Consider the following 26198-nt stretch of genomic DNA (forward strand, 5'->3'; position numbering starts at 1 on the left):
GACTACCCACACAGACTAGACCAGCATCAGGCACCCACCGTTCAACCGAATCCGGCCAGACGCCTGAGCCGCTCCACAGTCGCTGCCGACTCGCCATTGCACAGCGCCGCCGCCAGGCGCATCAGCACCTGCTCGCGGCGCACCTGCACCTGCGGCAGCGCATAGACGGCGCCGATCAGTTCGCGCAGCGCCATGGGCAAGCCCCAATGGCTCTTCAGGCTGAGGGCGAACGGTTGGGCGAAGTCACCGATGGCCTGGCCGAGCAGGCGGTCGTCGAGGCTATTGCCCTGGCTGGCCCACTTCTGGCTCTGCAGCAGCACGCAGAGCTCGCCCATGCGGTGCAGCAGCGCGGCGACCTGCAGCGGTGCAGGGTCGAGGCCCGCCTGGCGGGCCAGGATCACCACCTGCTCGGCCAGACGCTCCGCCGCCTCCAGATGTTCGCGCAACAGCAAGGACGGGAACGAGTCGTCCTCGCCACAGGCTTGCCGCAGCGCCAGGGCCACGGCCAGGTTCAGGCTGGTACGCCCGCCCAGGCGCTTGAGCGCCTCGGGCAGGCTGACGCAGGCCTGACCGCCGCTACCGTAGGCGGCGCTGTTGGCCGCCGCGATCAGATAGGCGCAGAGCGCCGGATCATGCTGCCATTGCTCGCTGAGCTCGCGGAAATCCAGCGGCACGCCCTGGCACGCCAGCTTGAGGCGCTCCTTGACCCCGGCCAGCAGCGGCAGGTCGAGATCGGCCGCCGAGAGGCGCCCCAGGTAGTCGCGCAGTTCCTCGCGGGATACCGCAGTGGCCAGCAGGGTGGCGTCTTCCGGCAGCAACTGTTCGATGCAGGCCAGGACCTTGGGCACGTCGAAGGGCTTGGTAATGTAGGCGCTGATCGCCAGCGGCCGCACCGACAGCACGCTCTCGCGATCGGAGCGTCCGGTGATCATCACCAGCGGCGTGCCCCTGTCCTGCTGGCGGATGCGCTGCAGCAGGCTGAAGCCGGAGTCGTCCGGCAGGTTCCAGTCGGCCAGCACCAGCTGGTAGCGGCTGCGCTGCCAGGCATCGAAGGCGCTCTGGGCATCGCCGAAGCAGTCGACGGCAGCGGCCGGGCGGGCACTGAATACCAGTTGCTTGAGCAGATCGGCCAGCCAGGGGTCGTCATCCACGATCATCACGCGCATGGGCAGCTCTCAGTGACGGAGTCTGCCTGCAACGATAGACGCTAACCCCGCCCCCGGCCTGCGACTCTCGCGCTAGAGCCCCAGCTGCTTGCTGATGATCTCGTTCATGATCTCCCGCGAGCCGCCGCCGATGGAGAGGATGCGGTTGTCACGGTACAGGCGCTCCACCAGCGACTCGCGCATGTAGCCCATGCCGCCGAGGATCTGCACGGCGTCGTAGGTGATGCGGTCGGCCACGTCAGTGGCGAAGTTCTTGGCCATGGAGATCTCCTTGATCACGCTCTTGCCGGCGGCCATCTTGGCCGCCTGGCGATAGGTGAATTCGCGGGAGACTTCCAGCTGGGTGGCCATCTCGGCCAAACGATGCTTGAGCACCTGGAACTTGCCGATCGGCTTGCCGAAGGCCTCGCGCCCGCGGGCCCAGGCCATGGCCTCCTCCAAGGCCAGCTGCGAGGTCATGTTGGCCATCAGCGCCAGGCTCAGGCGCTCGCTCTGGAAGTTGGCCATGATGCAGGCGAAGCCCATGTTCTCCGCGCCGATCAGGTTCTCCACCGGCACCCTGCAATCGTCGAAGAACAACTCGGCGGTGTCAGAGGCCCGCCAGCCCATCTTCTTCAGCGAGCGGCCAACAGTGAAGCCGGGGGTGCCCTTCTCGATCAGCAGCAGGCTGACGCCGCCAAAGCCCTCTCCGCCGGTGCGCACCGCCACTGTGTAGTAGTCCGCTCTGACACCGCTGGTGATGAAGGTCTTGCTGCCGGTGACGCGGTAGTAATCGCCGTCACGTACGGCACGGGTCTTCAGGTTGGCCACGTCGGAACCGCCGGAAGGCTCGGTCACCGCCAGGGCCATGATCTTCTCGCCGGCCAGCACCTCGGGCACCACGCGCTCGCGCAGCGCCGGCCTGGCCCACTTGAGCACCGGCGGCAGGCCGATATCCAGCGAGCCGAGGCCGGCGACCAGGCCGCCGGAGCCGGAGCGCATCAGCTCCTCGCTGGCCGCCACCTTGGCGAACAGGTCGCCCTCGTGGCTGCCACCGTACTGCTCCGGGTAGCCGATGCCGAGGATGCCGGCCGCGCCGGCCTTGCGGTACAGCTCGCGGGGAAACTCCTCGGCCTCCTCCCAGTCCGCCACGTGCGGCAGGACCTCGCGCTCGATGAAGCGGCGCACGGAGTCACGGACCAGTTGATGGGATGGGTCAAAGTATTCCTGGAAGGCGGACATGCGGGTGGCTCCCGTTATTGTTTCCGCCACCCTAACCGAGCGCTTGCTTGGTTTTCAAGTCATGGCTTCCTGGACGTGATCAGCGCCTGCATGATGCGGATCTGCATGTCGTAAGCCGGCTTCTCCACGGCCTCGAAGTCACGGGTGTAGCGCTGGGCAAAGCCGGTCGAGCCCCATTCGCGGTACTGCCTGGCGTGCCACAGCTCGTGGGCCCAGAGGCCGGTGTCGCGCTCGGCAGCCTCCTGGCTGCGGAACACCACCACATCGACCAGGGTCACTGCCTTGATGTCCGGGTTCTGCAGCATGGTGCTGGCCACGTCCAGCTCGTCGAGCGCGCCGACGCGGTAGCGAACCGTATCGAGCAGATCACTGTCGTAATAGGGCGACAGCCGTGCACGGATCTCCAGTGGCATCGGCAGGGTCCCAGCCATCAGGGCCGTATCGCGTGACTGCAGCAGCCAGCGCTCGAGCGTCACCGCAGCCGAGCCGAGGACCTGCTCGCGAATCGGCTCGACATCGGGCACGCAGAAACAGCCACTGAGGCAGATCTCCATCTGCCCCGACGGGCAGGCGGCAGAAGCGCCGAACGGCGTTCCCAGGACGAGGAGCAGCGCGGCGCGACGAACAGAAGCAGAAATCACGGATTTTCCAGGGAGTCATTCGGGGGGGCGGTGGGTCGCCATCATGGCAGCGGATGGCGGTCGACGCTATGACCGGCGCGGAGGCCGGAATATCCCCAACACGCTGCCAGGGAGAGGAAAAATGCGCGCCATCCACATCATCCTGAGCGCCCTGCTGCTGGGTTGCACGACGCTGGACTACTAGCCACGGGCCATTTCCGAACGCGAGGCCTATGCGGTGATCACCGAAGTGGCCATGCAGCAGCCCGGCGTGCCCGCCTCCACCTACCTGGACAGCCACTACCTCGGCTTTCGCGATGCAACCGGCGGCAAGCCGCAGGACATCCGCGAGCGCATCTACTTCGGCTCGCTCGACGGCATCGAGCTGCGCCGTCGCGGCCCGGGCTACCTGGTGCGCCTGAGCGGCCCGGGCGGCGAAACTCTGCGTGAGTTCTGCATCGCCGAGCGTGAGCAGGCGGAGCGCTTCGTCGACGCCCTCGCCCACTACCGCGCCAAGGCTCCCGCCTTCAGCGGATTGAAGTGAGTCGCGCCTAGCGTCCCTGCGGGGCTCTCCCTCGTTGACCAAAACGCTCGCGGTAGGCGCTCGGCGGCACTCCCAGGTGGTTGCGGAAGGCAACCCGAAAGCTCTCCACGGTGCGATAGCCACACTGCTCGGCGATGCGCTCGACGCTCTGCGTGCCGCCTTCCAGCAGCTCGCGGGCACGGGCCAGGCGCTCGTGCTGCAGCCAAGCCTTGGGCGCCATGCCGGTGGCAGCAGCGAAGCGACGCAGAAAGGTGCGCTCGCTCATCGCCATGCGCCGCGCCAGCTGGCTCACTTCCAGCGGCTGGTCGAGGCGCTGGCGCGCCCACTCCAGCAGAGCGGACAGGTCGTGCCGCGCCGAGTGCGCCACCGGCGCGGGAATGAACTGCGCCTGGCCGCCGGCGCGCTGCGGCGCCATCACCAGGCGCTGGGCCACGCGGTTGGCCACCTGGTTGCCGAAGTCCCGCGCCACCAGGTGCAGGCAGGCGTCGATGCCGGCGGCGCTGCCCGCCGAGCTGATCAGCTGGCCGGCGTCGACGTAGAGCACCTGCGGGTCTACCTCGACGTTCGGGTAGCGCCGCGCCAGCTCCTCGGCGTAGCGCCAGTGAGTAGTGGCGCGCCGGCCGTCGAGCAGGCCGCTGGCGGCCAGGACGAATACCCCGGAGCAGATCGACAGCAGCCGCGCGCCGCGCCCGTGGGCCTCGCGCAGGGCCTGCAGCAGTGCCGGTGGCGGCCGCTCGGCGCGGTCGCGCCAGCCGGGAATGACGATGGTGCGGGCCTCGGCCAGGACCTCCAGGCCGGCATCGGCCAGCACCTGGATGCCGCCCATGGCGCGCATCGGTCCCTGGTCCAGGCCGACGATGCGGTGGCGATACCAGGGAAAGTCGAACTCCGGCCGCGGCAGGCCGAAGATCTCCACGGCGATGCCGAACTCGAAGGTGCACAGGCCGTCGTAGGCGAGGATGGCCACCAGGCCGGGATCGTTGCGCATTGGCGGAAAATTTCCGATACCTGTCCGAGCCGCCACTGTAGCCGAGTCGTGGCGGCTCATACAGTGGCGCCATCCACCACCACGAGGAGTTCCACCATGAGCCTGGTCAGCTACATCCCCGCTGCCACATCCGCCGTCGCGCTGATGCATTTCAGCCAGCGCCTGGCCTTCGAGACCGACTGCTCGGACGTCCACGTCAGCCAGCAGGAGGGTCAGGTCGACTTCGTGCTGGTCGATGTGCGCGGCGAGGCCGCCTACGCCGCCGGCCATGTGCCGGGCGCCATCAACATCCCGCACCGCCTGATGAGCGCCGAGCGCATGGCCGAGTTTCCCCGCGACACCCTGTTCGTCGTCTACTGCGCCGGCCCGCACTGCAACGGCGTGCACCGCGCGGCCGTGCGCCTGGCGAGCCTCGGCTACGCGGTGAAGGAGATGCTCGGCGGCGTCACCGGCTGGCTCGACGAGGGCCTGAGCCTGGTCGGCGGCGATGGCGCCGCACAGGCCAAGGCCCAGCCGGGCATCGCCTGCGCATGCTGATCCGCACGGCCACCGAGACAGACGTGCCGGCGCTGCTGGCACTGATGCGCGAGCTGGCGGCCCTCGAGGATTACCTGGCGGAGTTCGCCGTGGATGAAGAGGCGCTGGTGCAGCGCGCCTTCGGCCCTGCGGCGCAGTGCCGGATCTTCGTCGCCGACGCCGATGGCGAGTTGCATGGCTATGCCGTGGCGCTGCTCGTCCCCTTCACCTACGACCTGCGTCCGACCGTGCGCCTCAAGGAGCTGTATGTGACAGCGCACTGGCGCTCACAGAATCTGGGCCGGCAGCTGCTGGGCGCACTGGTGCAATGGGGGCTGGAGCAAGGCGCCGGACGCCTGCACTGGGATGTGCTGGCCGGCAATAGCCGCGCGGAAGCCTTCTACCAGCGCCTGGGCGGGCGCCGGGTAGAGAAATGGATCGCCTACGCGATGGACGACGCCGCACTGCAGGCGCTGGCGCGCGGCTGAATCAACCGGAGATCGGCCGGCGCCCGGCCAGGGCGTGGGCCAGGGTGCCACCGTCGACCAGCTCCAGCTCGCCGCCCAGCGGCACGCCGTGAGCAATGCGCGACAGCACGATGTTCTTGCCCGCCAGCATCTGCGCGATGTAGTGGGCCGTGGCCTCGCCCTCCACCGTCGGGTTGGTGGCGAGGATCACCTCGCTGAACTGGCTGGCGCCGATATGCGCCAGCAGCTCGGGAATGCCGATGGCCTCCGGGCCCAGACCGTCCAGCGGCGAGAGGTGGCCCTTGAGCACGAAATAGCGCCCGCGGTAGCCGGTCTGCTCGACCGCGAACACGTCCAGCGGCCCCTCCACCACGCACAGCAGCGAGTCGTCGCGGCGCGGGTCGCTGCATTGCGGGCACAGCTCGTCCTCGCTCAGGGTGCGGCAGCGCTTGCAGTGCCCCACCCCCTCCATGGCCGCCGCCAGCGCCTGCGACAGGCGCATGCCGCCGCTGCGGTCGCGCTCCAGCAGCTGCAGGGCCATGCGCTGCGCGGTCTTCTGCCCGACACCGGGCAGCAGGCGCAGCGAATCGATCAGTTGGCGGATCAGCGGGCTGAAGCTCATGGAACTCCTACGGACATGTAGCCCGGATGCAATCCGGGGGAACATCGCATTAGGCTTTCCCGGATTGCATCCGGGCTACGGGACTGCCGTGTCTAGGGGAAAATGGCCACAGGCCTTTCCACCCGTGAGGTGGATAACGCTACGCGGTTATCCACCCTACGAAACGGTTTAGAACGGCATCTTGAAACCGGGCGGGAGCTGCATGCCTGCAGTCATGCCGGCCATCTTCTCCTGGCTGTTCTGCTCGACCTTGCGCACCGCGTCGTTCACCGCCGCGGCGATCAGGTCTTCCAGCACTTCCTTGTCTTCCTGCATCAGGCTGTCGTCCAGGGTGATGCGCTTGACATCGTGGCGACCGGTCATCACCACGCTCACCAGGCCGGCGCCGGACTGGCCGGTGACTTCGGCGTTGGCCAGTTCTTCCTGCATCTTCTGCATCTTTTCCTGCATCTGCTGGGCCTGCTTCATCAGGCCCGCCATGCCACCTTTCATCATGATGGTGTTCCTCGGCTAATCGACTCAGGGAGTCAGGGGTTCGATGGAGTCGGGGCGAATGCTCGCCCCGAACTGTTGAATCATCTGCTGCACCAGCGGGTCGCCGTGGATCGACTGCTCGGCCAGGCGCTGACGCTCGGCGCGCTTGCGTGCGGCAGCCTGGGCCGGAGTCTCCTGCTCGGGACGCAGTAGCTCGATGCGCAGGTTCAGGCTGCGCCCCAGATGCTGATTGAGCGCCTCGTTCAGGCGACGCTGCTGGGTGGCATTGAACAGCGCGCTGTGCGCCGGGTCTAGGTGCAGCAGCCAGTCGTTGCCGTCGGCCTCGACCAGGGTGCAGTTGGCGCCAATGCTGCCGGTCATGCCGGACAGGCCCAGGCGCGGGAACAGGTCGAGCCACTCGGCGGCCAGACCGGTAGCGGGTTGCGCGGCCGGCAGCGGCTCGGCCACTTGGGCCTCGGGCTGGGCCGGGGCATCGAAATCGTAATCGAGGCTGTCGGCGTCGGCCTCGTAGTAGTCGTAGTCGCCGGGCGGTGGCTCGTCGTCATCACCCTCCTCGACCGCAGCCACGACGGGAGTCTGAACAGCCGGAGCCGGCCCGGCCGGCACGGCGACAGCGGCAGGAGCCACAGCAGGCGGCTCGGCAAGCTGTGCGACGGGCTCGGCAACCTGCACCGGTTGCTGCGGCACAGGCGCCTCCCAGGGCAGATCGACCGGCTGCGCGACCTCGGCCACAGGCGCGACGGAGGCGATGACCGGCGCGGCAGCGGGAACCTCGGCAATGGCTGCGAGCGGTGCAACGGCCTCAGGAGCCGGAGCCGGAGCCGGAGCCGGAGCCGGAGCCGGAGCCGGAGCCACCACAGGCTGGGGTGCCGGCGCGGCTGGCGCAACAGCTGGAGCAACCGGAGCAACGATAGCGGCCGGCGCAGCCATGGGGGCCACACCGGCCACCGGGGTCTGGCTGGAATCAGCGGTGGCCTTGCTGATCCCCAGATCCTTTAAAGGTGACCTCGGCGCCCCGTCGGCATCGGCCGGACGGAACGCCAGCATGCGCAGCAGCACCATCTCGAAGCCGCCGCGCGGGTCCGGCGCCAGCGGCAGATCACGGCGGCCGATCAGGCCCATCTGGTAGTAAAACTGCACATCCTCGGCCGGCAGCGCCTGAGCCAGGGCCAGTACCTTGTCGCGGTCGCCCTGGCCGTTGTCCACCGCTTCCGGCAAGGCCTGAGCGATGGCCACGCGGTGCAGCACATTGAGCATTTCCGAGAGCACGCCATTCCAGTCCGGCCCCTGCTCGGCCAGGTGGCGCACCGCTTCGAGCAGCGCACGGGCATCGCCCTCCAGCAACGCATGCAGCACGCCGTAGACCTGGCCGTGATCAAGAGTACCGAGCATCGAGCGCACATCGGCAGCCAGTACCTTGCCTTCACCGAAGGCAATGGCCTGGTCGGTCAGGCTCATGGCGTCGCGCATCGAGCCGTCGGCGGCGCGGCCGAGCAGCCACAGGGCGTCTTCCTCGAAGGGCACGCTCTCGGCGCTCAGCACGTGGGTCAGGTGCTCGACCACCCGCTCCGGCGGCATGTTCTTCAGGGAGAACTGCAGGCAGCGCGAGAGGATGGTGACCGGCAGCTTCTGCGGGTCGGTGGTGGCGAGCAGGAACTTGACGTGGGGCGGCGGCTCTTCGAGGGTCTTGAGCAGCGCGTTGAACGAGTGCGTGGAGAGCATGTGCACTTCGTCGATCAGGTAGACCTTGTAGCGCCCACGGCTCGGCGCGTATTGCACGTTCTCCAGCAGCTCGCGAGTGTCCTCGACCTTGGTGCGGCTCGCGGCGTCCACCTCGATCAGGTCGACGAAGCGGCCCTCGTCGATCTCCCGGCACACCGAGCAGGTGCCGCAGGGCGTGGAGCTGATGCCGGTCTCGCAGTTCAGGCACTTGGCGATGATTCGCGCGATGGTGGTCTTGCCCACCCCGCGGGTGCCGGTGAACAGGTAGGCGTGGTGCAGGCGCTGGCTGTCCAGCGCGTTGATCAGGGCCTTGAGCACATGGGTCTGGCCGACCATTTCGCGGAACGAGCGCGGACGCCATTTACGTGCAAGGACCTGATAACTCATCGAAAACCGTCGCAGCTGGGAAGCAGAAGGGGCTAATCCTAGCGGAGCACCGGGCAAATTGCATCCGCGCAATCCCCAGGCTGTCGGCATTCTGGTGAGGCTGCTTGCAAGGCGCTGACGCCAGGCTGCATGGCAAATCGGCCATTGTCGAAGCCTTTACCGGTCGCTCGTCGCCAGGGAGTCGTCGCCGGGTAATTGACTAGGTAATCTGCCTGAAGGCTTTTTGCCAGCATTCAAGTCATTCCTCGTGACGCCGAAACACTCGGCAACCTACAAGAAACGGAGTCCATCTCCATGCAACAAGGTCTATTGGCCACTTTCATGCCGCAAACCGAGCTGGCTCCTGGTGAGCAGCTGCTCAGCCGCATGCTTGCCTTCTTCTGCCTGTGCGGCCTGGTCATCGGCCTGTATAGCGGCATCAAATGGGGCCGCCTGGGCAATGACGCCCTGATGCAGGGCTCCTTCCTGTTGATCGTCGGCATGCCGCTGGCGATGCTGGTGCTGCGCAACGCCTGGCTGCCGGCGTGCGCCACGGCCAACCTGGCCATGGCGCTGATCAGCAGCTACGCGATGGTGCTGGTCTATCACCTCGGCGGCCTGCATTCGGCGCATATCTTCTGGCCGCTGGTGGTGATCGGCTTCGCCTACCTGCTGCTGGGCGGGCGCAGTGCAGCCTTCTGGAGCCTGCTGCAGCTGCTGTTCGTGTTCTGGCTGATCCGCCTGGACCGCTCCGGCGCCAGCCTGCCGCAGTTCGAGCTGAGCCCACGCGATGCCCTGGTCAACGAGTACTCGGGCTACCTGCTGCCGGTACTCACCATGTGGATGGCCCAGTGGTACAGCGCACGGGTGCGCCAGCAGGCGCTGGACGGCGCCCAGCAGCACCTGGAGGAGGCGGAACGGGTCGGCAAGGCCGCCACCGCCGGCAGCCAGCAGCTGGCCAGCCTGCTCGACGAGGTGCGCCAAAGCGCCGGCGACCTGCGCCAGCTGTCGCAGCAGCTCTACCGCACCCTCGACAGCATGCGCCAGCGCTGCCAGAGCATCGACGGCGACGTGCAGCAGCAGGCCGACGCCATGCACCAGCTCGACCTGGCAGTGCAGGATGTCCTGCAGCACCTGGCCGCAAGCACCGCGCACATGCAGCAGCTGAGCCAGGACACCCAGCACAGCAGCGGCCAGGTCAACACCTGCGCCAGCCGCATGCAGCAGGCCCAGGACAGCATGCAGGCGATCCAGGCCAGCAACCAGCGCATCGCCGAGTCCATGCAGATGATCAGCGCCATCGCCCAGCAGACCAACCTGCTGGCGCTCAACGCGGCCATCGAGGCGGCGCGCGCCGGCGAGCACGGCCGCGGCTTCGCCGTGGTGGCCGACGAGGTGCGCTCGCTGTCGCAGCGCAGCAACCAGACCGCCGACACGGTGCAGAACGTGCTGGTCCAGTCAGAGCAGATCGTCAATACCGGCGCCGAGCAAGTCAGCGATGTGGGTCTGGCGCTGAGCGAAAACGCCGCGCTGACCGCCAACTTGTCGGGCGCCATCCTGCAGCACAGCCAGGCACTGGACCAGGCCCATCGCCAGTTGGCCCAGGTACGCGACAACAGCGCCGCCCAGCGCGAAGCCAGCCAGCGCCAGCGCCAGGCCAGCGCCGAACTGCTGGAGGCACAGGAATCACTGGTCGTGCTCGGCGAACGCCTGGATCAGCTGTCGCAACAGCTGCACCAGCGGGTGGCCGCACAACCATAAGACACCGTCAGGGCGGCGGCTGACGCAAATAGCGCCGCGCCAGTTCCGCCCCCAGGCGCTCGCGCTGCTCGGCCAGGGCCTGCCACAGGGCCTCGGCCTGCGCCGGATGGGCAGCGTAGAACTGGTGCGAGAGCGGCAGATACCACTCGGTGACCAGCAGGGGCTGGGGCAGGAACATCAGCTGCCCCTCCAGCTGCTGGCTCTCGATCAGCTCCTGGGCAATCTCGCGTTCCAGCACATAGCCATCCAGGCGCCCCGCTGCCACCAGCTTGAGCGCCTTGGCCGGCGCCAGCGACTCGCTGGACAGCACGCCCAGCTCGCGCAGGCGCTGAGCGACGACATAGCCCAGCGGTGCACCGACGCCATGCCGCACACCGGTGAACTGTCGTCCATCCCACTGCAGCGTGGCGTCGCTGCGCACGATGACCGGGTACTCGACCCGCCACAGGCGCTGAGCGCTATTGACCGGCGTGCCGGCCAGCGCATCGCGCCCGGGGAAGTGGCCCCAGGCATCGCGATCCGCCTGCCAGACGGCGATGAACAGGCCGTCGCTGTGCCCCTGCTGCACTTGATGGACGCAACGCTTCCAGGGCTCCTGGTGCAGTTTCAGGCTCAGCCCGGCCTGCTGCGCGGCCTGCTGGATCAACTCGATGATCAGGCCGGGCTGCTCGATCGGTGCGGCGGAACTGGCATAGGGCGGCAACCCGCCAAGCTCGTAGCACAGCCGCAGCTGCGACCGCTGCTCGGCGGACAGCGGCCCGGTGCACAGAAAGATCAACAGCAGAATGGACAGACGCCGTACCGACATACCCGGATCCTCAAACCTCAGCCTAAGCATGGAGCCTGCGGCTGGCGCCGTCCACCGTGGCCCGAAAACGTCGAAGCCGGCATTGCGCCGGCTTCTGTCATGGGACCTGCGGTCAGTCGTTGCTCGGCTTGTTCACCGCGTGCAGCACGTACTGCGGCAGGGCGAAGGCGCCCTGGTGGATCTCCGGGTTGTAGTAGCGGGTGACGATGCCGCTGCCGGCAAAACGCTGGCGCAGGGTCTCCAGCGGCAACTTGCGGTACTCGGGGTCGGTGGCTCCCCAGGCGAAGGTCATGCTGCCGCCGATATAGGTCGGCACCGCGGCCATGTAGAAGTGCCAGTCGGCGAACAGGCCGTCCATGCGGCTGGCGGTGGTCTGCACTTCACCGAGCTGCATGAAGGGCGTGCCGTTCTGGGTGACCAGGATGCCACCCTCGTTCAGGCAACGCCGGCAGGCCTGGTAGAAGTTCTCGGAGAACAGCACCTCGCCCGGGCCGATCGGGTCGGTGGAGTCGGAGATGATCACGTCGAACTTCTCCGCGGTGGTCGCCACGAAGTTCATACCGTCGTCGATCACCAGGTTCAGACGCGGATCCTCATAGGCGCCGCAGCTGTGCTTGGGCAGGAACTCCTTGCACATCTCCACCACGGTACCGTCGATCTCGACCATGGTGATGCTCTCCACGCTGCGGTGCTTGCGCACCTCGCGCAGCATGCCGCCGTCGCCGCCGCCGATGATCAGCACGCGCTTGGCCGCACCATGGGCGAGGATCGGCACATGGGTGAGCATCTCGTGGTAGATGAACTCGTCGGCCTCGGTGGTCTGGATCACCCCGTCCAGCGCCATCACCCGGCCCATGCGGGCATTCTCGAAGATCACCAGGTGCTGGTGCTCGGTGCGCACCTCGTGCAGCAGGCGGTCCATGCGAAAGCGCTGGCCGTAGCCGTCGTAGAGAGTTTCCTGGTAGTCGCTCATGGGTAGCCCCCGTCGTCGCTGGTGGTTTGGGACGGACCAGCGCCCGCCCATGAAAAGGCGCGCATTGTAAGGACAACCGGCGGCGGGCTCCACCCGCCGCCGTTCACAGGCGCACGTTGCCGCGTGGCCCGGCCAGGGCCCAGATGATCAGGCCGAGCACCGGCAGGAGGACGATCAGCAGCACCCAGAGGATCTTCATCCCGGTTTCCGCGCTGCTCTTCACCACGTTGATGATCGCCCAGATGTCCAGGGCGAGGATGGCCAGGCTAAGCAGGCCGCTGATGGTGGAACCCATGGGGACACTCCTGTGTGGATGGTTCACGCCTTTTAGGATAACGCTGATGCCGGGACGTTCCATGAGCAGGCAAAACAGCCGTCAAAACGACGACATGCGACATATTTCTATGTTTTTACGACAGCATGTGACTCCAAGGTCAGGTTTCGCCATCCATTCAACACAGGCCACGGCAATTCAGTGCTTTCGCTGGCCAGATCGCACATTGGGCACTCTTGGAGAACAGACCCATGAACACCTCGCTCCGCGTCAACGAAGCTCTGCTCATCGCCGGCCGCGCCTTCCAGCCGTTCCAGTGCGTCGCCTGGCAACCCCAGGACGGCACCGGGGTGATCACCCTGGCGGTGATCGACCGCACCAACCGCCGCCTCGGCCAGGCGCAGCTGGACAGCCGCACCTATGCCGACCCGGCCCAGCTGGCCGACGTCCTGACCCAGTCCCGCGAGCAGATCAGCCGCCAGGGCTACGCGCTGGATCCGTGGAGCATGCCCGAGTAAGTCCACCCGGCCTGCCGCCCCCAAAACCCCCTCTGCCACATGGCGAGGGGGTTTGGCTTTTCTGGCGCGCGCCTGTCTATATCTGTGGGGTTGTTGTCCTTGTTGCCATAGGCCGGCGGGCGCAGACTGCATCCACTTCCCCGAGGATGCGCCATGAGAACCATCGCCAGCCTGCTCTACCCGGACGTGATGAGCCTGGACGTCAGCGGACCGCTGCAGGTGTTCGCCTCGGCCAACGTCGAGCTGCGCCGCCTGGGCCAGGCCGAGGCCTATCGCCTGCTGGTGCTGGGCGAGCAGGCCGGTCCCATGACCACTTCCGCCGGCTTCCAGCTGGTGGCCGAGCGCGCCTGGCGCGACTGCGACCCGGCCGAGCTGGACACCCTGCTGATTCCCGGCGGCCTGGGCGAGACCGCGCAGTGCGCCAACCGGCCGCTGCTGGACTGGCTGCGCACCGCCGAACCGCAGGTACGCCGACTCGGCTCGGTGTGCTCCGGCGCCCTGATCCTGGCCGCCGCCGGCCTGCTCGACGGCCGCCGCGCCACCACCCACTGGGCCGACGTGCCGGCGCTGCGCCGCCACCCGCGCATCGAGGTGGACGGCGACCGCCTGCACACCTACGACCCCGATGGCCGCGACGGCGACGCCCATGTCTTCACCTCGGCCGGGGTCACCGCCGGCATCGACCTGGCCCTGGCGCTGGTCGAGGCCGACCTCGGCCGCCCGCTGGCTCTGGCCGTGGCCCGGCGCCTGGTGATGTTCCTCCGCCGCCCCGGCGGCCAGGCGCAATTCAGCGCCCTGCTCGCCCCGGACGCCAGCCGCACGCCGCGCCTGCTCGGCCTGCTCGAATGGATGGCGCAGAACCTGGCCGCCGACCTGTCGCTGGAGGCCCTGGCGGCGCGCGCCAACCTGTCGACCCGCAGCCTGTCGCGCCTGTTCGTCCAGGAGCTGGGCGTGGGCCCGGGGCGCTACGTCGAGCAGTTGCGCCTGGAGGCCGCGCGCGGCCTGCTGCAGGACAGCGGCGCCTCGATCGGCACGGTGGCGCGGCTGACCGGCTTCCGCCACCCGGAGAACCTGCGCCGCACCTTCCACAAGCACCTGTCGGTCAGCCCGCAGGACTACGCCGAACGTTTCGCCTGAACGCCACGGAGAACCACCATGCTCGAACTGCGCCCCGGCTGCGAATGCTGCGACCGCGATCTGCCGCCCGGAAGCCCGGATGCGCTGATCTGCTCCTTCGAATGCACCTTCTGCCGCAACTGCGCGCAGTCGCGCCTGCATGGCCGCTGCCCGAATTGCGGCGGCGAGCTGCTGCAACGCCCGCGGCGCCCGGCGGACAAGCTGGCGCGCTTTCCCGCCAGCACCGAACGCACCTTCAAGCCCGCCGGCTGCCCACGAGACTGACGCCATGCTGCTACTGCGCAACCCCACCCTGCTGCGCCTGTTCCTCGCCCAGGGCCTGTTCTGGAGCTGCACCCTGATCGGCGTGACCCTGACCTCGCTGGTCGGCCTGCAACTGGCACCGGCCAACGCCCTGGCCACCCTGCCGCTGGCCCTGCTGGTGCTCGGCTACCTGCTGACGACCCAGCCGCTGTCGGGCTTTATGCAGCGCCGCGGGCGCCGCGCCGGGCTGCTGCTGGGCGCCACTGCCGGTGTGGCCGGCGGCCTGCTCAGCGCCGCCGGCGTGTGGCTGGCAGACTTCTGGCTGTTCTGCCTGGGCGCGCTCATCCTCGGCCCGTACCAGGCCTCAGCCATGTACTACCGCTTCGCCGCGCTGGAGGCCGTGGACGACGCCCACAAGGGCCGTGCCACCGCCTGGGTCGTCGGTGGCGGCCTGCTGGCCGCGCTGCTGACGCCGGAGCTGACCCTGTGGGCGCGCGACGCCCTGGCCACGCCCTTCGTCGGCGCCTACCTGGCGCTCGCCGCCCTGGCCGCCCTCGCCCTGCCTCTTCTCGCCGGCCTGCGCCAGGGCGCGTTGCCGCCAGGCAACAGCGGCGGCCTGCAGGCCATGCGCGAGCTGCTGGCCCGGCCACTGGTACGCGCTGCCATCGCCACCACGGCTATCGGCCACGGCCTGATGATCCTGGTGATGAACGCCACGCCCCTGGCCATGAGCTTCTGCGGCCTGCCGCTGGCGGCCGGCGCCGAGGTGATCCGCTGGCACATGGTCGGCATGTTCCTGCCGGCCTTCGTCGCCGGCCCGCTGGTCGATCGCCTCGGTGCCGTGCGCGTGGCGCAGATAGGCATAGCGCTGCTGGTGGCCAGCGCGCTGATCGCCACGAGCGGCCAGCAGCAGGCGCACTTCCTGATCTCCTCGCTGTTGCTAGGTATGGGCTGGAACCTGATGCTGGTGGCCGGCACCGCCCTGCTCGGCCAGGGCCACAGCCCAGCCGAGCGTGGCCAGGCCCAGGGCCTGATGGAACTGGGCAACGGCGCGGTGGCAGCCTGCGCCTCTTTCGCCTCGGGCGCGCTGATCAGCGGCCTGGGCTGGAGCCCGGTGAACCTGGCCATGCTGCCGCTGCTGGGCCTGGCCTTGCTGGCGCTGCTCGGCGGACGCAGGCAGGTACAGCCGGCCTAAAAACACGAAAGGCGCCCGCAGGCGCCTTTCTTTGCATCCGGGAACGCTTAGTAGTAGGCGTTCTCGCGGTTGCTGTGGTCGGTCACGTCACGCACGCCCTTGAGTTCGGGGATGCGCTCCAGCAGGGTCTTCTCGATGCCTTCCTTGAGGGTGAAGTCGGCCTGGCCGCAACCCTGGCAGCCGCCGCCGAAACGCAGCACGGCGATACCTTCCTCGACCACGTCGACCAGGGTCACCTGGCCGCCGTGGCTGGCCAGGCCCGGGTTGATCTCGGTCTGCAGGTAGTAGTTGATGCGTTCGGTGATCGGGCTGTCCTCGTTGACCATCGGCACCTTGGCATTCGGCGCCTTGATGGTCAGCTGGCCACCCATGCGGTCGGTGGCGTAGTCGACCACGGCGTCTTCCAGGAAGGGCTCGCTGACCGCGTCGATCCAGGCGGTGAACTCCTTCAGCGCCAGGGCGGTGTCCTCCGGCTTCTGCTCGCCCGGCTTGCAGTAGGCGATGCAGGTTTCCGCGTAGGGCGTGCCGGGCTGGGTGATGAAGACGCGGATGCCGATGCCCGTGGTGTTCTGCTTCTTCAGCAGGTCGGACAGGTAATCGTGGGCGGCGTCGGTAATGGTGATGGCGCTCATGGCAACTCCTCGCAAACGTGGCGCCAGTGTACGCCAATAGCCCCTACCGGATAAAGTCCTAGCATTTTAGTAGGAATAATTCCCAGCACCGGGTTCGCTAGAATGCACTCTGGATTTCCCCGAGTTGACCGCCATGACCGACTGGATCACCGCCCTGCCCAAGGCCGAGCTGCACCTGCACCTGGAGGGTTCGCTAGAGCCTGAACTGCTGTTCGCCCTGGCCGAGCGCAACAAGATCGCCCTGCCCTGGGCCGACGTGGACAGCCTGCGCAGCGCCTACGCCTTCAACAACCTGCAGGAGTTCCTCGACCTCTACTACCAGGGCGCCAACGTCCTGCGCACCGAGCAGGACTTCTACGACCTGACCTGGGCCTACCTGCTCAAGTGCCAGGAACAGGGCGTCATCCACACCGAGCCCTTCTTCGACCCGCAGACCCACACCGACCGCGGCATTCCCTTCGAGGTGGTGCTGCGCGGCATCCGGCAGGCGCTGGTCGATGGCGAGAAACAACTCGGCATCAGCCATGGCCTGATTCTCAGTTTCCTCCGTCACCTGCCCGAGGAAGCAGCCTTCAAGACCCTGGAACAGGCCATGCCGTTCCGCGACGCCTTCGTCGCCGTCGGCCTGGACAGCTCGGAGCAAGGCTTCCCGCCGCGCCTGTTCCAGCGCGTGTTCGCCAAGGCGCGCAGCGAAGGCTTGCACGCGGTAGCGCACGCCGGCGAGGAAGGCCCGCCGGAGTACATCTGGGAGGCGCTGGACCTGCTCAAGGTCGAGCGTATCGACCACGGCGTGCGCGCAAGCGAGGACGAGCGCCTGATGCAGCGCATCATCGACGAGCAGATCCCGCTCACCGTCTGCCCGCTGTCCAACATCAAGCTCTGCGTGTTCGACGACATGCGCCAGCACAACATCCTGCAGATGCTCGAACGCGGCGTGAAGGTGACGGTGAACTCGGACGACCCGGCCTACTTCGGCGGCTACGTCGGCGAGAACTTCGCCGCCCTGGAGCGCGACCTGGGCATGACCCGCGAGCAGGCCGCCCGTCTGGCCAGCAACAGCCTCGAGGCAAGACTGGTAAAGTAGCGCGCTTTTTTCGCCCAACCAGTCAAGAACCGGAGTTGTAGATGTCCCGTTTCGCCCTCGGCCTGAGCCTGGCCGCTACCCTCGCAAGCGGCCAGGCCCTGGCCGCCGACCTGCTGCAATGGCAGGACAACAGCCTGACCTACCTCAACGGCACCGACTTCACCGTCGACCCGGACAAGCAGCAGACCATCACCTTCGAGCATGCCAGTGGCTGGAGCGTCGGCGACCTGTTCATCTTCGTCGATGCCATCAAGTACAACGGCGAGGCCGAGAACGGCGCCGGCGACGGCCACACCTTCTACGGCGAGATCAGCCCGCGCCTGTCGCTGGGCAAGCTCAGCGGTGCCGACCTGTCGTTCGGCCCGGTCAGGGATGTGCTGCTGGCCGCCACCTACGAGTTCGGCGAGGACGACGTGGAGTCCTACCTGCTCGGCCCGGCCGTGGATCTGAACATCCCCGGCTTCGATTACTTCCAGCTCAACACCTACCTGCGCACCACCGATGGCCGCCGCGACGGCGACAACGTCTGGCAGATCACCCCGGTGTGGAGCTACACCATCCCGGTCGGCGACTCGGACCTGGTGATCGACGGCTTCATGGACTGGGTGGTGGACAACGACGACAGCTACCATGCCAACCTGCATTTCAACCCGCAGATCAAGTACGACCTGGCCAAGGCCATGGGCTGGGGCAAGCGCTTCTATGTGGGCGTCGAGTACGACTACTGGAGCGACAAGTACGGCATCGACGACGACGGCTTCGTCGGTTCGGAAATCCTCGGCGGCACCGACCAGAGCGCCATCAGCTTCCTGGCCAAGGCGCATTTCTAAACGCCACGCCCCGTAGCAAAAAGCCCGCCTTCCGGCGGGCTTTTTTCTGGCTCAGAGGTTCTGGTAGCGGTTCATATCCAGCACTGCCGCCTCTGCCGGCTCGGTCTCGCGGATATAGGCGGTCAGGTCGTGGAAATGCCGCCAGAACTCGGGGTGGCTGCGGCGGATGCCCCAGCGCATCACCACCTGCTCGAAGGCCGCCTCGTCGCGCGCCTGCTCCAGCGCCGCGACAAAGGCCGGTACCTCGGCCGCCGACAGGCTGAAGATGAAATTCGGGTAGCTGGTCAGCACGCCCGGGTAGACGGTCAGGGTATCCAGCGCCGGCTGGTAGCGCAGCGACTCGCCCATCATGAAGGCCACGTTGCTGTGCGCGCGATTGCGCAGCAGGCTGTACACCTCGCGCCGGCCATCGGCCAGCTCGACGCGCAGCAGGGTCGCCTCGGGCAGTTGTTCGATCACCCTGAGGCCACCGGCCGGACGGCCGGTCAGGCGGCTCAGCGCCTGTTCGGCATCCTCCAGCTCCGCCACCAGGCCCGGTCTGTGGCAGTCGGCGCCGCGACAACGGTTGATCGGGTCGGGCCCCGCATTCAGCGAGCCGTAGCGCGCCAGCAGGGCCTCGGCGAAGGCCCCCTTGGCGCCCTGCGGTGGCAGCCTGAGGGCGGTCGGCGAGTTCAGGTCGGCCTCGGCATAGTCCAGCCACATCTTCAGCTTGCCGCTGTTCTGGTACCAGTCGTCCAGGTAGGCCTGGCGTGCCTGCGGCGGCATCAGGCGGAGGAAATTCAGTTCGGCGCCATTGCGGATCAGGTCGAAGTACAGGCGCGTCTGCGCCTGGTGCGAGACGTTGCCGAACACGTCGAAGTTGACCACCAGCTGGTAATAGGTGCGCTCCAGCAACGGGAAATCCAGCAGCCAGAGTGTCTGCGGCACAGCACCGATCAGGCCCTTGGTCACCATGGCGCTGTCGTGATGGCGGTAGATCGACAGCAGCGCATTGTCGTTGCCGGCCCACAGGTGCGACCAGCTCGGCGGCTGCGCTTCGGCGTAGGCGTTACGGCGCAGCTCCTCGTACTGGTTGCGCTTGTCGCGGTAGCTGCGCCACAGGCCCAGCAGGTCGCCGATCTCGTCGAACTGGCCGGGCATGGCCAGCAGCGGCGTGGCCTCGGCACGATACTCGGCATCGGTCAGGTAGAGGTCATGGCGCGGATCCTGGAACAGCGCCCAGAAGTTGTCGCGGATCACGTCGGTGGCGATCTGCCCGCGGCACACCGGCCCGCGGATGAAGGTGCGCACGAAGTACTCGGCGTTATCCAGCATGAACTGGTAGCGCGCCTCGGCCGGGATGGCGGCGAAGGTCTCGAAGGGGTTGGAGCGGTGCTGGGCGCCGTAGCCTGGCAGCGCGTCCACCGTCCAGTCGGAGGCGTAGAACAGCTCGCGTACCCGGGCCAGCTTCTTCGCGCTCAGCGGGTAGGTGATGTGGGTCTTGTGCCCGATAACGCCCTGGATCGGCCACAGGCGGTAATGGAAATGCATGCCCGGGTCGTCGTTTGGACGGCGCGTGGCGATGGGGTCGATGGGCTGGCCGCTGGGCGTGCGCGAGCGCACCAGCTGGAAGAAGTGCCCCGGCTCGCCGCCTTCGAAATACAGGTGGGCGAGGAACAGGTGCTCGAACAGCCAGCGGTTGACCAGGCTCTCGCGCGCGCCGGGCGCGTTGAGCAGGGCCTCCCACTCGGCGATCTGCCGCTGCTCGGCGGCCGAAGGTTGCAGCGCCTGCTCCTCGACCACGGCCCCCTGCTCCAGCCAGCGCTGCAGGGTGGCGTACTCGGCGTCGCTGAGCCCGCTGACGGCGAAGGGCATGCCGGCATGGGCGAACTTCTTCGCGTAGGCAGCGAACTCCTCCGGCGCCGGGCACTGGTTGTCGCGGCCGATGGACAGGTCGAGATCCGCCGGCAGCTTGGCGTTGGGTGTCAGCGGGTTGTCGCGCCCCAGCTCCAGCATGCGCGCGACCAGCGCGGCCTGGCCATCCAGCACCGAATAAAAGCCACGCGCGCGCCAGGCCGCCTCACCCCGGGCATCGAAGAACAGCCGCGTGGTGGCCTGCGCGCGGGTGCGCGTGCCGTCGTACACCGGCTGCTTGCTGGCCCCGCGCAGCACGCCCTCGGCACTGCCCAGGTTGAGCTGGCAGGGCGCATCGTAGCAGGCATGGCAAGCCACGCACTTGGCCGTGAAGATCGGCTGGATATCACGGCTGTAGGACAGCGGTTCGGCACCGAGCCAGGGGCTGACGAGCAGGGTCAGAACGGCGAGAAAGCGGCGCGGCATGGCGATGTCCTTATGCGGGGTCAGGACATTGTATGCGGCAACCCCGACGTATCGCGCCAACATGAGCCATTTTCATGCAAATCTCCAGGCCACCGTAATTACATGCAGCTTTGCTATTATCCACGGCCTTTCTACACGCTCACCCCAGGTAGTCCCCATGTCCGACCGCAGCGCCCGCCTCCAGGCCCTTTCGCAAGCCCTGAAAGAACGCATCCTGATCCTCGACGGCGGCATGGGCACCATGATCCAGAGCTACAAGCTGGAAGAGGCCGACTACCGCGGCACCCGCTTCGCCGACTGGCCGAGCGACGTCAAGGGCAACAACGACCTGCTGCTGCTGACCCAGCCGCAGATCATCGCCGAGATCGAGCGGGCCTACCTGGACGCCGGCGCCGACATCCTCGAGACCAACACCTTCAACGCCACCCGCGTGTCCCAGGCCGACTACGGCATGGAGGAGCTGACCTATGAGCTCAACCTGGCCGGTGCCCGCGTCGCCCGCCAGGTGGCCGACGCCAAGACGGCCGAGACCCCGGACCGGCCGCGCTTCGTCGCCGGTGTACTCGGCCCGACCAGCCGCACCTGCTCGATCTCCCCGGACGTCAACAACCCCGGCTACCGTAACGTCACCTTCGACGAGCTGGTGGACAACTACACCGAGGCCACCCGCGGCCTGATCGAGGGCGGCGCCGACCTGATCCTGATCGAGACCATCTTCGACACCCTCAACGCCAAGGCGGCGATCTTCGCCGTGCAGCAGGTGTTCGACGAGGACGGCGTGGAACTGCCGATCATGATCTCCGGCACCATCACCGACGCCTCCGGGCGCACCCTGTCCGGCCAGACCACCGAGGCCTTCCTCAACTCGGTGCGCCATGCCCAGCCCATCTCCATCGGCCTGAACTGCGCGCTCGGCGCCAAGGAACTGCGCCCCTACCTGGCGGAACTGGCGGCCAAGGCCGACACCCATGTCTCCGCCCACCCCAACGCCGGCCTGCCCAACGCCTTCGGCGAGTACGACGAGACCCCGGCGCAGATGGCCGAAGTGGTCGAGGAATTCGCCGCATCCGGCCTGCTCAACATCGTTGGCGGTTGCTGCGGCACCACCCCGGCGCATATCCAGGCCATCGCCGAGGCAGTCAGCAAGTATCCGCCGCGCGTGATCCCGGACATCCCCAAGGCCTGCCGCCTGTCCGGCCTGGAACCCTTCACCATCGACCGCAACTCGCTGTTCGTGAACGTCGGCGAGCGCACCAACATCACCGGCTCGGCCAAGTTCGCCCGCCTGATCCGCGAGGAGAACTACGCCGAGGCCCTGGAAGTGGCGCAGCAGCAGGTGGAAGCCGGCGCCCAGGTGATCGACATCAACATGGACGAGGGCATGCTCGACTCCCAGGCGGCCATGGTCACCTTCCTCAACCTGATCGCCTCCGAGCCGGACATCTCGCGCGTGCCGATCATGATCGACTCCTCCAAGTGGGAAGTGATCGAGGCCGGTCTCAAGTGCATCCAGGGCAAGGGCATCGTCAACTCGATCTCCATGAAGGAAGGCGTCGAGCAGTTCAAGCACCACGCCAAGCTGTGCAAGCGCTACGGCGCCGCCGTGGTGGTGATGGCCTTCGACGAGGTCGGCCAGGCCGACACCGCCGCGCGCAAGAAGGAAATCTGTCAGCGCAGCTACGACATCCTGGTCAACGAAGTGGGCTTCCCGCCGGAAGACATCATCTTCGACCCGAACATCTTCGCCGTGGCCACCGGCATCGAGGAGCACAACAACTACGCGGTGGACTTCATCGAGGCCTGCGCCTACATCCGCGACGAGCTGCCCTATGCGCTCAGCTCCGGCGGCGTATCCAACGTGTCCTTCTCGTTCCGCGGCAACAACCCGGTGCGCGAGGCCATCCACTCGGTATTCCTCTACCACGCGATCAAGAACGGCCTGTCCATGGGCATCGTCAACGCCGGCCAGCTGGAGATCTACGACGAGATCCCCAAGGAGCTGCGCGACAAGGTCGAGGACGTGGTGCTCAACCGCAACGCCGAGGCCACCGAGGCCCTGCTGGCCATCGCCGACCAGTACAAGGGCGGCGGCGCGGTGAAGGAAGCCGAGAGCGAGGAATGGCGCGCGCTGCCGGTGGACAAGCGCCTGGAGCACGCGCTGGTCAAGGGCATTACCACCTACATAGTCGAGGACACCGAGGAGTGCCGCCAGCAGTGCGCGCGCCCCATCGAGGTGATCGAAGGCCCGCTGATGAGCGGCATGAACGTGGTCGGCGACCTGTTCGGCGCCGGCAAGATGTTCCTGCCCCAGGTGGTCAAGTCCGCCCGCGTGATGAAGCAGGCGGTGGCCCACCTGATCCCCTTCATCGAAGCGGAGAAAGGTGACAAGCCCGAGGCCAAGGGCAAGATCCTCATGGCCACGGTCAAGGGCGACGTGCACGACATCGGCAAGAACATCGTCGGCGTGGTGCTCGGCTGCAACGGCTACGACGTGGTCGACCTCGGCGTGATGGTGCCGGCGGAAAAGATCCTCAAGACCGCCATCGAGGAGAAGTGCGACATCATCGGCCTGTCCGGCCTGATCACCCCGTCGCTGGACGAGATGGTCCATGTGGCCAAGGAGATGCAGCGCCAGGGCTTCAAGCTGCCGCTGATGATCGGCGGCGCCACCACCTCCAAGGCGCACACCGCGGTGAAGATCGACCCGCAGTACAGCAACGACGCGGTGGTCTACGTCACCGACGCCTCGCGCGCCGTGGGCGTGGCCACCAGCCTGCTGTCCAAGGAGCTGAAGGCCGAGTTCGTGCGCAAGACCCGCGAGGAGTACGTGGTGGTGCGCGAGCGCACCGCTGCCCGCGCCTCGCGTACCGAGCGCCTGAGCTACGCCGAGGCCATCGCCAACAAGCCGGAGTTCGACTGGAGCACCTACCTCGCACCCAAGCCGAGCTTCACCGGCGTGCAGGTGCTGGACGACATCGACCTGCGCGAGCTGGCCCAGTACATCGACTGGACGCCCTTCTTCATCTCCTGGGACCTGGCCGGCAAGTACCCGCGCATCCTCACCGACGAGATCGTGGGTGAAGCCGCCACCAGCCTGTTCAACGACGCCCAGGCGATGCTCAACAAGCTGATCGAAGAGAAGCTGATCAAGGCCCGCGCGGTATTCGGCTTCTGGCCGGCCAACCAGGTGCGCCACGACGACATCGAGGTCTACGGCGACGACGGCAAGCCCCTGGCCACCCTGCACCACCTGCGCCAGCAGGGCATCAAGGCAGACGGCAAGCCCAACCTGTCGCTGGCCGATTTCGTCGCGCCCAAGGAAAGCGGTGTGACCGACTATATGGGCGGCTTTATCACCACCGCCGGCATCGGTGCCGAGGAAGTGGCCAAGGCCTATGAAGCCAAGGGCGACGACTACAGCTCGATCATGGTCAAGGCCCTGGCCGACCGCCTGGCCGAGGCCTGCGCCGAGTGGCTGCACGAGCGCGTGCGCAAGGACTACTGGGGCTATGCCAAGGACGAGACCCTGGACAACGAGGCGCTGATCCGCGAGCAATACGTCGGCATCCGCCCGGCGCCGGGCTACCCGGCCTGCCCGGATCACACCGAGAAGGCCACCCTGTTCCAGCTGCTCGACCCCGAGGCCGACTACAACAAGGCCGGCCGCAGTGGCGTGTTCCTCACCGAGCATTACGCCATGTTCCCGGCCGCCGCCGTTTCCGGCTGGTACTTCGCCCACCCCGAGGCCCAGTACTTCGCGGTCGGCAAGGTCGACCAGGACCAGGTGCAGTGCTACAGCAAGCGCAAGGGCCAGGAACTGGCCGTGACCGAGCGCTGGCTGGCGCCGAATCTGGGTTACGAAGGCTGATGAGCAAGGGGCGCCCAGGCGCCCCTTCTGGTTAACGACATGACGCCCCTCGAAATCATCGCCTCCGCCCTCGGCATCACCTCGGTCTGGCTGACCGTGCGGCAGAACCCGCTGTGCTGGCCCATCGGCCTGCTGATGGTGCTGCTCTATGCCTGGTTTTTCTTCGATGCGCGCCTGTATTCGGCGGTGTTGCTGCACGGCGTGTTCGCCGCCATGCAGCTGTACGGCTGGTGGCAGTGGCGCCAGGGCGTGGATGACAGCGGGCGGCGACCGGTCAGTACGGCCGGTCGCAATGAGGTATGGGTCGGCCTGGGCGTCGCCCTGCTGCTCGGCCTGGCGCTGGGCCTGGCTATGACGCGGCTGACCGAGGCCGTCTACCCCTGGCCGGATGCCCTGCTGACCGCCTTCAGTCTGCTCGCCCAGCTGTGGATGGCGCTCAAGCGCTGGCAGTGCTGGCTGCTGTGGATAGTGGTCGATCTGCTCTACGTCGGCTTCTTCGCCTTCCAGCATTACTGGCTGACCGCCGCCCTGTACGGCGTGTTCACCGCCCTCGCCCTGCTCGGCCTGCGCGAATGGCGCGCCGCACGGTTGCAAGCGGCATGAAGCTGGTAGTGCTGACCGGCCCCGAGTCGAGCGGCAAGACCTTCCTCGCCGGGCGCCTGCAACGGCACTTCGGCGGCCTGGTGGTGAGCGAGTACGTGCGCCATTTCATCGAGCAGCAAGGTCGTGACACCTGCCTGGCCGATATCCCGTCCATCGCCCGCGGCCAGCTCGAATGGGAAGACGCTGCCCGCGCCCGGGCGCCGCACCTGCTGATCCTCGACACCCACCTGCTCAGCAATATCCTCTGGAGCCACACCCTGTTCGGCGATTGCCCGGACTGGCTGGAGCCGACGCTGCTGCAGCGCCATTACGACCTGCACCTACTGCTGTCGCCGGAGGGCGTCGAATGGCAGGCCGACGGCCAGCGCTGCCAGCCCGAGCTGGCCGAGCGCCTGCGCTTCCACCGCGACTGCCGTGCCTGGCTGCAGCGCCACGCGCGGCCCTGGGTGGAGATCGGCGGCGACTGGGCACAACGCGAGGCCCAGGCCATCGCGCAGGTCGCCCGCTTGCTCGATTGAGGCCCACTCCTACACTGCTTCAGCCAACCTCGACAGAACCGCAGGCAGCCCATGTCCCCCATCGCCTATGTCCGCCGCCACCCTTCTGCCGGCCTGCTGTTCGTGCAGCTGCTCGGCGTGCTGCTCTACCCCTGGATGGAGGGCACCCAGATCGGCCGCGCGCTGTTCGGCGCCTTCGGCCTGCTGGTCCTGGGCATGGCCCTGCAGGTGGTCAAGCGCAGCCCGGCGCAGACCTGGGTGGCCGGGCTGCTGGCCCTGCTGGTGGTGGGGCTGAACCTGCTCGACATGCTGCTCAACCATCCGGCGTTGGAGGCGCTGATCGCCCTGCTGGAGGCACTGTTCTACTTCTACGCAACGGCCAGCCTGATCGCCTACATGAGCGCCGACCAGCATGCCAGCACCGATGAGCTGTACGCCGCCGGCGCCACCTTCACCGTGCTGGCCTGGGCCTTCGCCCACCTGTTCGCCTTCTGCCAGCTGCTGGTGCCGGGCAGCTTCGACGCCGCGCTCAACCCGGAAGCCACGCGAACCTGGATGGAACTGCTGTTTCTCAGCTTCACCACCCTCTCCGGCGTCGGCCTGGGCGACATCATCCCGCTTACGCCGGTGGCCCGCTCGCTGGTGATGATCGAGGAGTTCGCCGGCGTGATGTACCTGGCGCTGGTGGTGTCACGCCTGATCGCCATGTCGGTGGCGCGGCGCTGAGCC

26 protein-coding genes are annotated in these 26198 nt (G+C 67.4%); 14 read left to right on the forward strand and 12 right to left on the reverse strand.

From position 1 onward, the window contains the following. Nucleotides 1–41: 41 nt before the first annotated feature. The 3 genes from DMO17_RS14790 to DMO17_RS14800 form a co-directional block, all read right to left on the reverse strand. A complete protein-coding gene (locus DMO17_RS14790) occupies nucleotides 42–1166 on the reverse strand; it encodes an HDOD domain-containing protein (RefSeq protein ID WP_110683257.1) in 1125 nt (374 codons plus the stop codon). A 72-nt stretch (nucleotides 1167–1238) separates the two neighbouring features. Beyond that, entirely contained in the window at nucleotides 1239–2387 is a 1149-nt protein-coding gene (locus tag DMO17_RS14795; protein ID WP_110683258.1) for an acyl-CoA dehydrogenase family protein, read from the reverse strand. 59 nt (nucleotides 2388–2446) lie between these two features. Continuing rightward, on the reverse strand, nucleotides 2447–2941 hold the full coding sequence (locus tag DMO17_RS14800) for an eCIS core domain-containing protein (protein WP_309146488.1): 495 nt from the start codon (nucleotides 2939–2941) through the stop codon (nucleotides 2447–2449). 304 nt (nucleotides 2942–3245) lie between these two features. Here DMO17_RS14800 and DMO17_RS14805 point away from each other — a divergent pair, with 304 nt between their 5' ends. Beyond that, the gene (locus DMO17_RS14805) at nucleotides 3246–3551 is read left to right on the forward strand and encodes a hypothetical protein (RefSeq protein ID WP_110683260.1); all 306 of its coding nucleotides are present in this window, start codon (nucleotides 3246–3248) and stop codon (nucleotides 3549–3551) included. 7 nt (nucleotides 3552–3558) lie between these two features. Here the strand turns inward: DMO17_RS14805 and ftrA are convergent, their stop codons facing one another. After that, the gene (gene ftrA / locus DMO17_RS14810) at nucleotides 3559–4539 is read right to left on the reverse strand and encodes a transcriptional regulator FtrA (protein WP_110683261.1); all 981 of its coding nucleotides are present in this window, start codon (nucleotides 4537–4539) and stop codon (nucleotides 3559–3561) included. A gap of 96 nt (nucleotides 4540–4635) precedes the next feature. Between ftrA and DMO17_RS14815 the strand changes: the two genes are divergently transcribed. Further along, nucleotides 4636–5076, forward strand: coding sequence for a rhodanese-like domain-containing protein (locus DMO17_RS14815; protein WP_110683262.1), 441 nt, complete (start codon nucleotides 4636–4638; stop codon nucleotides 5074–5076). Then, nucleotides 5070–5543 (forward strand): GNAT family N-acetyltransferase, encoded by a 474-nt coding sequence (locus DMO17_RS14820; protein ID WP_110683263.1) that lies wholly within the window; start codon nucleotides 5070–5072, stop codon nucleotides 5541–5543. The genes DMO17_RS14815 and DMO17_RS14820 overlap by 7 nt, the downstream gene beginning before the upstream one ends. A 1-nt stretch (nucleotide 5544) precedes the next feature. On the opposite strand, the gene recR is transcribed toward DMO17_RS14820, so the two are convergent. The 3 genes from recR to dnaX all read right to left on the reverse strand — a co-directional run bounded on the left by recR (nucleotide 5545) and on the right by dnaX (nucleotide 8748). Next, nucleotides 5545–6144 carry a recombination mediator RecR gene (gene recR, locus DMO17_RS14825; protein ID WP_110683264.1) on the reverse strand — a complete coding sequence of 200 codons (600 nt, stop codon included), beginning with the start codon at nucleotides 6142–6144 and terminating at the stop codon, nucleotides 5545–5547. A gap of 168 nt (nucleotides 6145–6312) precedes the next feature. After that, nucleotides 6313–6639 carry a YbaB/EbfC family nucleoid-associated protein gene (locus tag DMO17_RS14830; protein ID WP_003240957.1) on the reverse strand — a complete coding sequence of 109 codons (327 nt, stop codon included), beginning with the start codon at nucleotides 6637–6639 and terminating at the stop codon, nucleotides 6313–6315. 24 nt (nucleotides 6640–6663) lie between these two features. Then, complete coding sequence (gene dnaX / locus DMO17_RS14835; RefSeq protein ID WP_110683265.1) at nucleotides 6664–8748, reverse strand: DNA polymerase III subunit gamma/tau; 2085 nt, start codon at nucleotides 8746–8748, stop codon at nucleotides 6664–6666. Nucleotides 8749–9042: 294 nt separating this feature from the next. Between dnaX and DMO17_RS20220 the strand changes: the two genes are divergently transcribed. Beyond that, the gene (locus tag DMO17_RS20220) at nucleotides 9043–10488 is read left to right on the forward strand and encodes a methyl-accepting chemotaxis protein (RefSeq protein WP_110683266.1); all 1446 of its coding nucleotides are present in this window, start codon (nucleotides 9043–9045) and stop codon (nucleotides 10486–10488) included. A 7-nt stretch (nucleotides 10489–10495) separates the two neighbouring features. Here DMO17_RS20220 and DMO17_RS14845 read toward each other — a convergent pair whose 3' ends face one another. The 3 genes from DMO17_RS14845 to DMO17_RS14855 form a co-directional block, all read right to left on the reverse strand. After that, nucleotides 10496–11296, reverse strand: coding sequence for a substrate-binding periplasmic protein (locus DMO17_RS14845; RefSeq protein WP_110683267.1), 801 nt, complete (start codon nucleotides 11294–11296; stop codon nucleotides 10496–10498). A gap of 112 nt (nucleotides 11297–11408) precedes the next feature. Next, the gene (gene speE / locus DMO17_RS14850) at nucleotides 11409–12269 is read right to left on the reverse strand and encodes a polyamine aminopropyltransferase (RefSeq protein WP_110683268.1); all 861 of its coding nucleotides are present in this window, start codon (nucleotides 12267–12269) and stop codon (nucleotides 11409–11411) included. Nucleotides 12270–12372: 103 nt separating this feature from the next. After that, a complete protein-coding gene (locus tag DMO17_RS14855; protein WP_110683269.1) occupies nucleotides 12373–12564 on the reverse strand; it encodes a PLDc N-terminal domain-containing protein in 192 nt (63 codons plus the stop codon). Nucleotides 12565–12794: 230 nt separating this feature from the next. Here DMO17_RS14855 and DMO17_RS14860 point away from each other — a divergent pair, with 230 nt between their 5' ends. The 4 genes from DMO17_RS14860 (at nucleotide 12795) to DMO17_RS14875 (ending at nucleotide 15636) form a co-directional block, all read left to right on the forward strand. Next, a complete protein-coding gene (locus DMO17_RS14860; protein WP_110683270.1) occupies nucleotides 12795–13061 on the forward strand; it encodes a hypothetical protein in 267 nt (88 codons plus the stop codon). Nucleotides 13062–13214: 153 nt separating this feature from the next. Continuing rightward, nucleotides 13215–14198, forward strand: coding sequence for a GlxA family transcriptional regulator (locus tag DMO17_RS14865; RefSeq protein WP_110683271.1), 984 nt, complete (start codon nucleotides 13215–13217; stop codon nucleotides 14196–14198). An 18-nt stretch (nucleotides 14199–14216) separates the two neighbouring features. After that, complete coding sequence (locus DMO17_RS14870) at nucleotides 14217–14462, forward strand: DUF1272 domain-containing protein (RefSeq protein ID WP_110683272.1); 246 nt, start codon at nucleotides 14217–14219, stop codon at nucleotides 14460–14462. 7 nt (nucleotides 14463–14469) lie between these two features. After that, a complete protein-coding gene (locus DMO17_RS14875; protein ID WP_258371558.1) occupies nucleotides 14470–15636 on the forward strand; it encodes an MFS transporter in 1167 nt (388 codons plus the stop codon). 47 nt (nucleotides 15637–15683) lie between these two features. On the opposite strand, the gene nfuA is transcribed toward DMO17_RS14875, so the two are convergent. Continuing rightward, a complete protein-coding gene (gene nfuA, locus DMO17_RS14880; RefSeq protein WP_110683274.1) occupies nucleotides 15684–16268 on the reverse strand; it encodes a Fe-S biogenesis protein NfuA in 585 nt (194 codons plus the stop codon). A 133-nt stretch (nucleotides 16269–16401) separates the two neighbouring features. On the opposite strand from nfuA, the gene DMO17_RS14885 reads away from it, so the two are divergent. Both DMO17_RS14885 and DMO17_RS14890 read left to right on the forward strand, forming a co-directional pair. After that, nucleotides 16402–17352 (forward strand): adenosine deaminase, encoded by a 951-nt coding sequence (locus tag DMO17_RS14885; protein WP_110683275.1) that lies wholly within the window; start codon nucleotides 16402–16404, stop codon nucleotides 17350–17352. A 41-nt stretch (nucleotides 17353–17393) separates the two neighbouring features. Further along, complete coding sequence (locus tag DMO17_RS14890) at nucleotides 17394–18182, forward strand: outer membrane protein OmpK (RefSeq protein ID WP_110683276.1); 789 nt, start codon at nucleotides 17394–17396, stop codon at nucleotides 18180–18182. Nucleotides 18183–18233: 51 nt separating this feature from the next. On the opposite strand, the gene DMO17_RS14895 is transcribed toward DMO17_RS14890, so the two are convergent. After that, nucleotides 18234–20501 carry a fatty acid cis/trans isomerase gene (locus tag DMO17_RS14895; protein ID WP_110683277.1) on the reverse strand — a complete coding sequence of 756 codons (2268 nt, stop codon included), beginning with the start codon at nucleotides 20499–20501 and terminating at the stop codon, nucleotides 18234–18236. A gap of 157 nt (nucleotides 20502–20658) precedes the next feature. Between DMO17_RS14895 and metH the strand changes: the two genes are divergently transcribed. Genes metH through DMO17_RS14915 form a run of 4 tightly spaced genes read left to right on the forward strand, consistent with a single transcriptional unit; the run spans nucleotide 20659 to nucleotide 26195 of the window. After that, nucleotides 20659–24369: a methionine synthase gene (metH, locus tag DMO17_RS14900; protein ID WP_110683278.1), complete on the forward strand. Its 3711-nt coding sequence runs from the start codon at nucleotides 20659–20661 to the stop codon at nucleotides 24367–24369. Nucleotides 24370–24408: 39 nt separating this feature from the next. Beyond that, nucleotides 24409–24972: a nicotinamide riboside transporter PnuC gene (gene pnuC / locus DMO17_RS14905; RefSeq protein ID WP_110683279.1), complete on the forward strand. Its 564-nt coding sequence runs from the start codon at nucleotides 24409–24411 to the stop codon at nucleotides 24970–24972. After that, nucleotides 24969–25490 carry an AAA family ATPase gene (locus DMO17_RS14910; RefSeq protein ID WP_110683280.1) on the forward strand — a complete coding sequence of 174 codons (522 nt, stop codon included), beginning with the start codon at nucleotides 24969–24971 and terminating at the stop codon, nucleotides 25488–25490. Before pnuC ends, DMO17_RS14910 begins: the two co-directional genes overlap by 4 nt. A 51-nt stretch (nucleotides 25491–25541) precedes the next feature. Beyond that, nucleotides 25542–26195 (forward strand): potassium channel family protein, encoded by a 654-nt coding sequence (locus DMO17_RS14915; protein ID WP_110683281.1) that lies wholly within the window; start codon nucleotides 25542–25544, stop codon nucleotides 26193–26195. Nucleotides 26196–26198: the final 3 nt, after the last annotated feature.

Origin of the sequence: Aquipseudomonas alcaligenes (assembly GCF_003205495.1) — a bacterium.
In the GTDB taxonomy this organism is placed as follows: domain Bacteria; phylum Pseudomonadota; class Gammaproteobacteria; order Pseudomonadales; family Pseudomonadaceae; genus Aquipseudomonas; species Aquipseudomonas alcaligenes_B.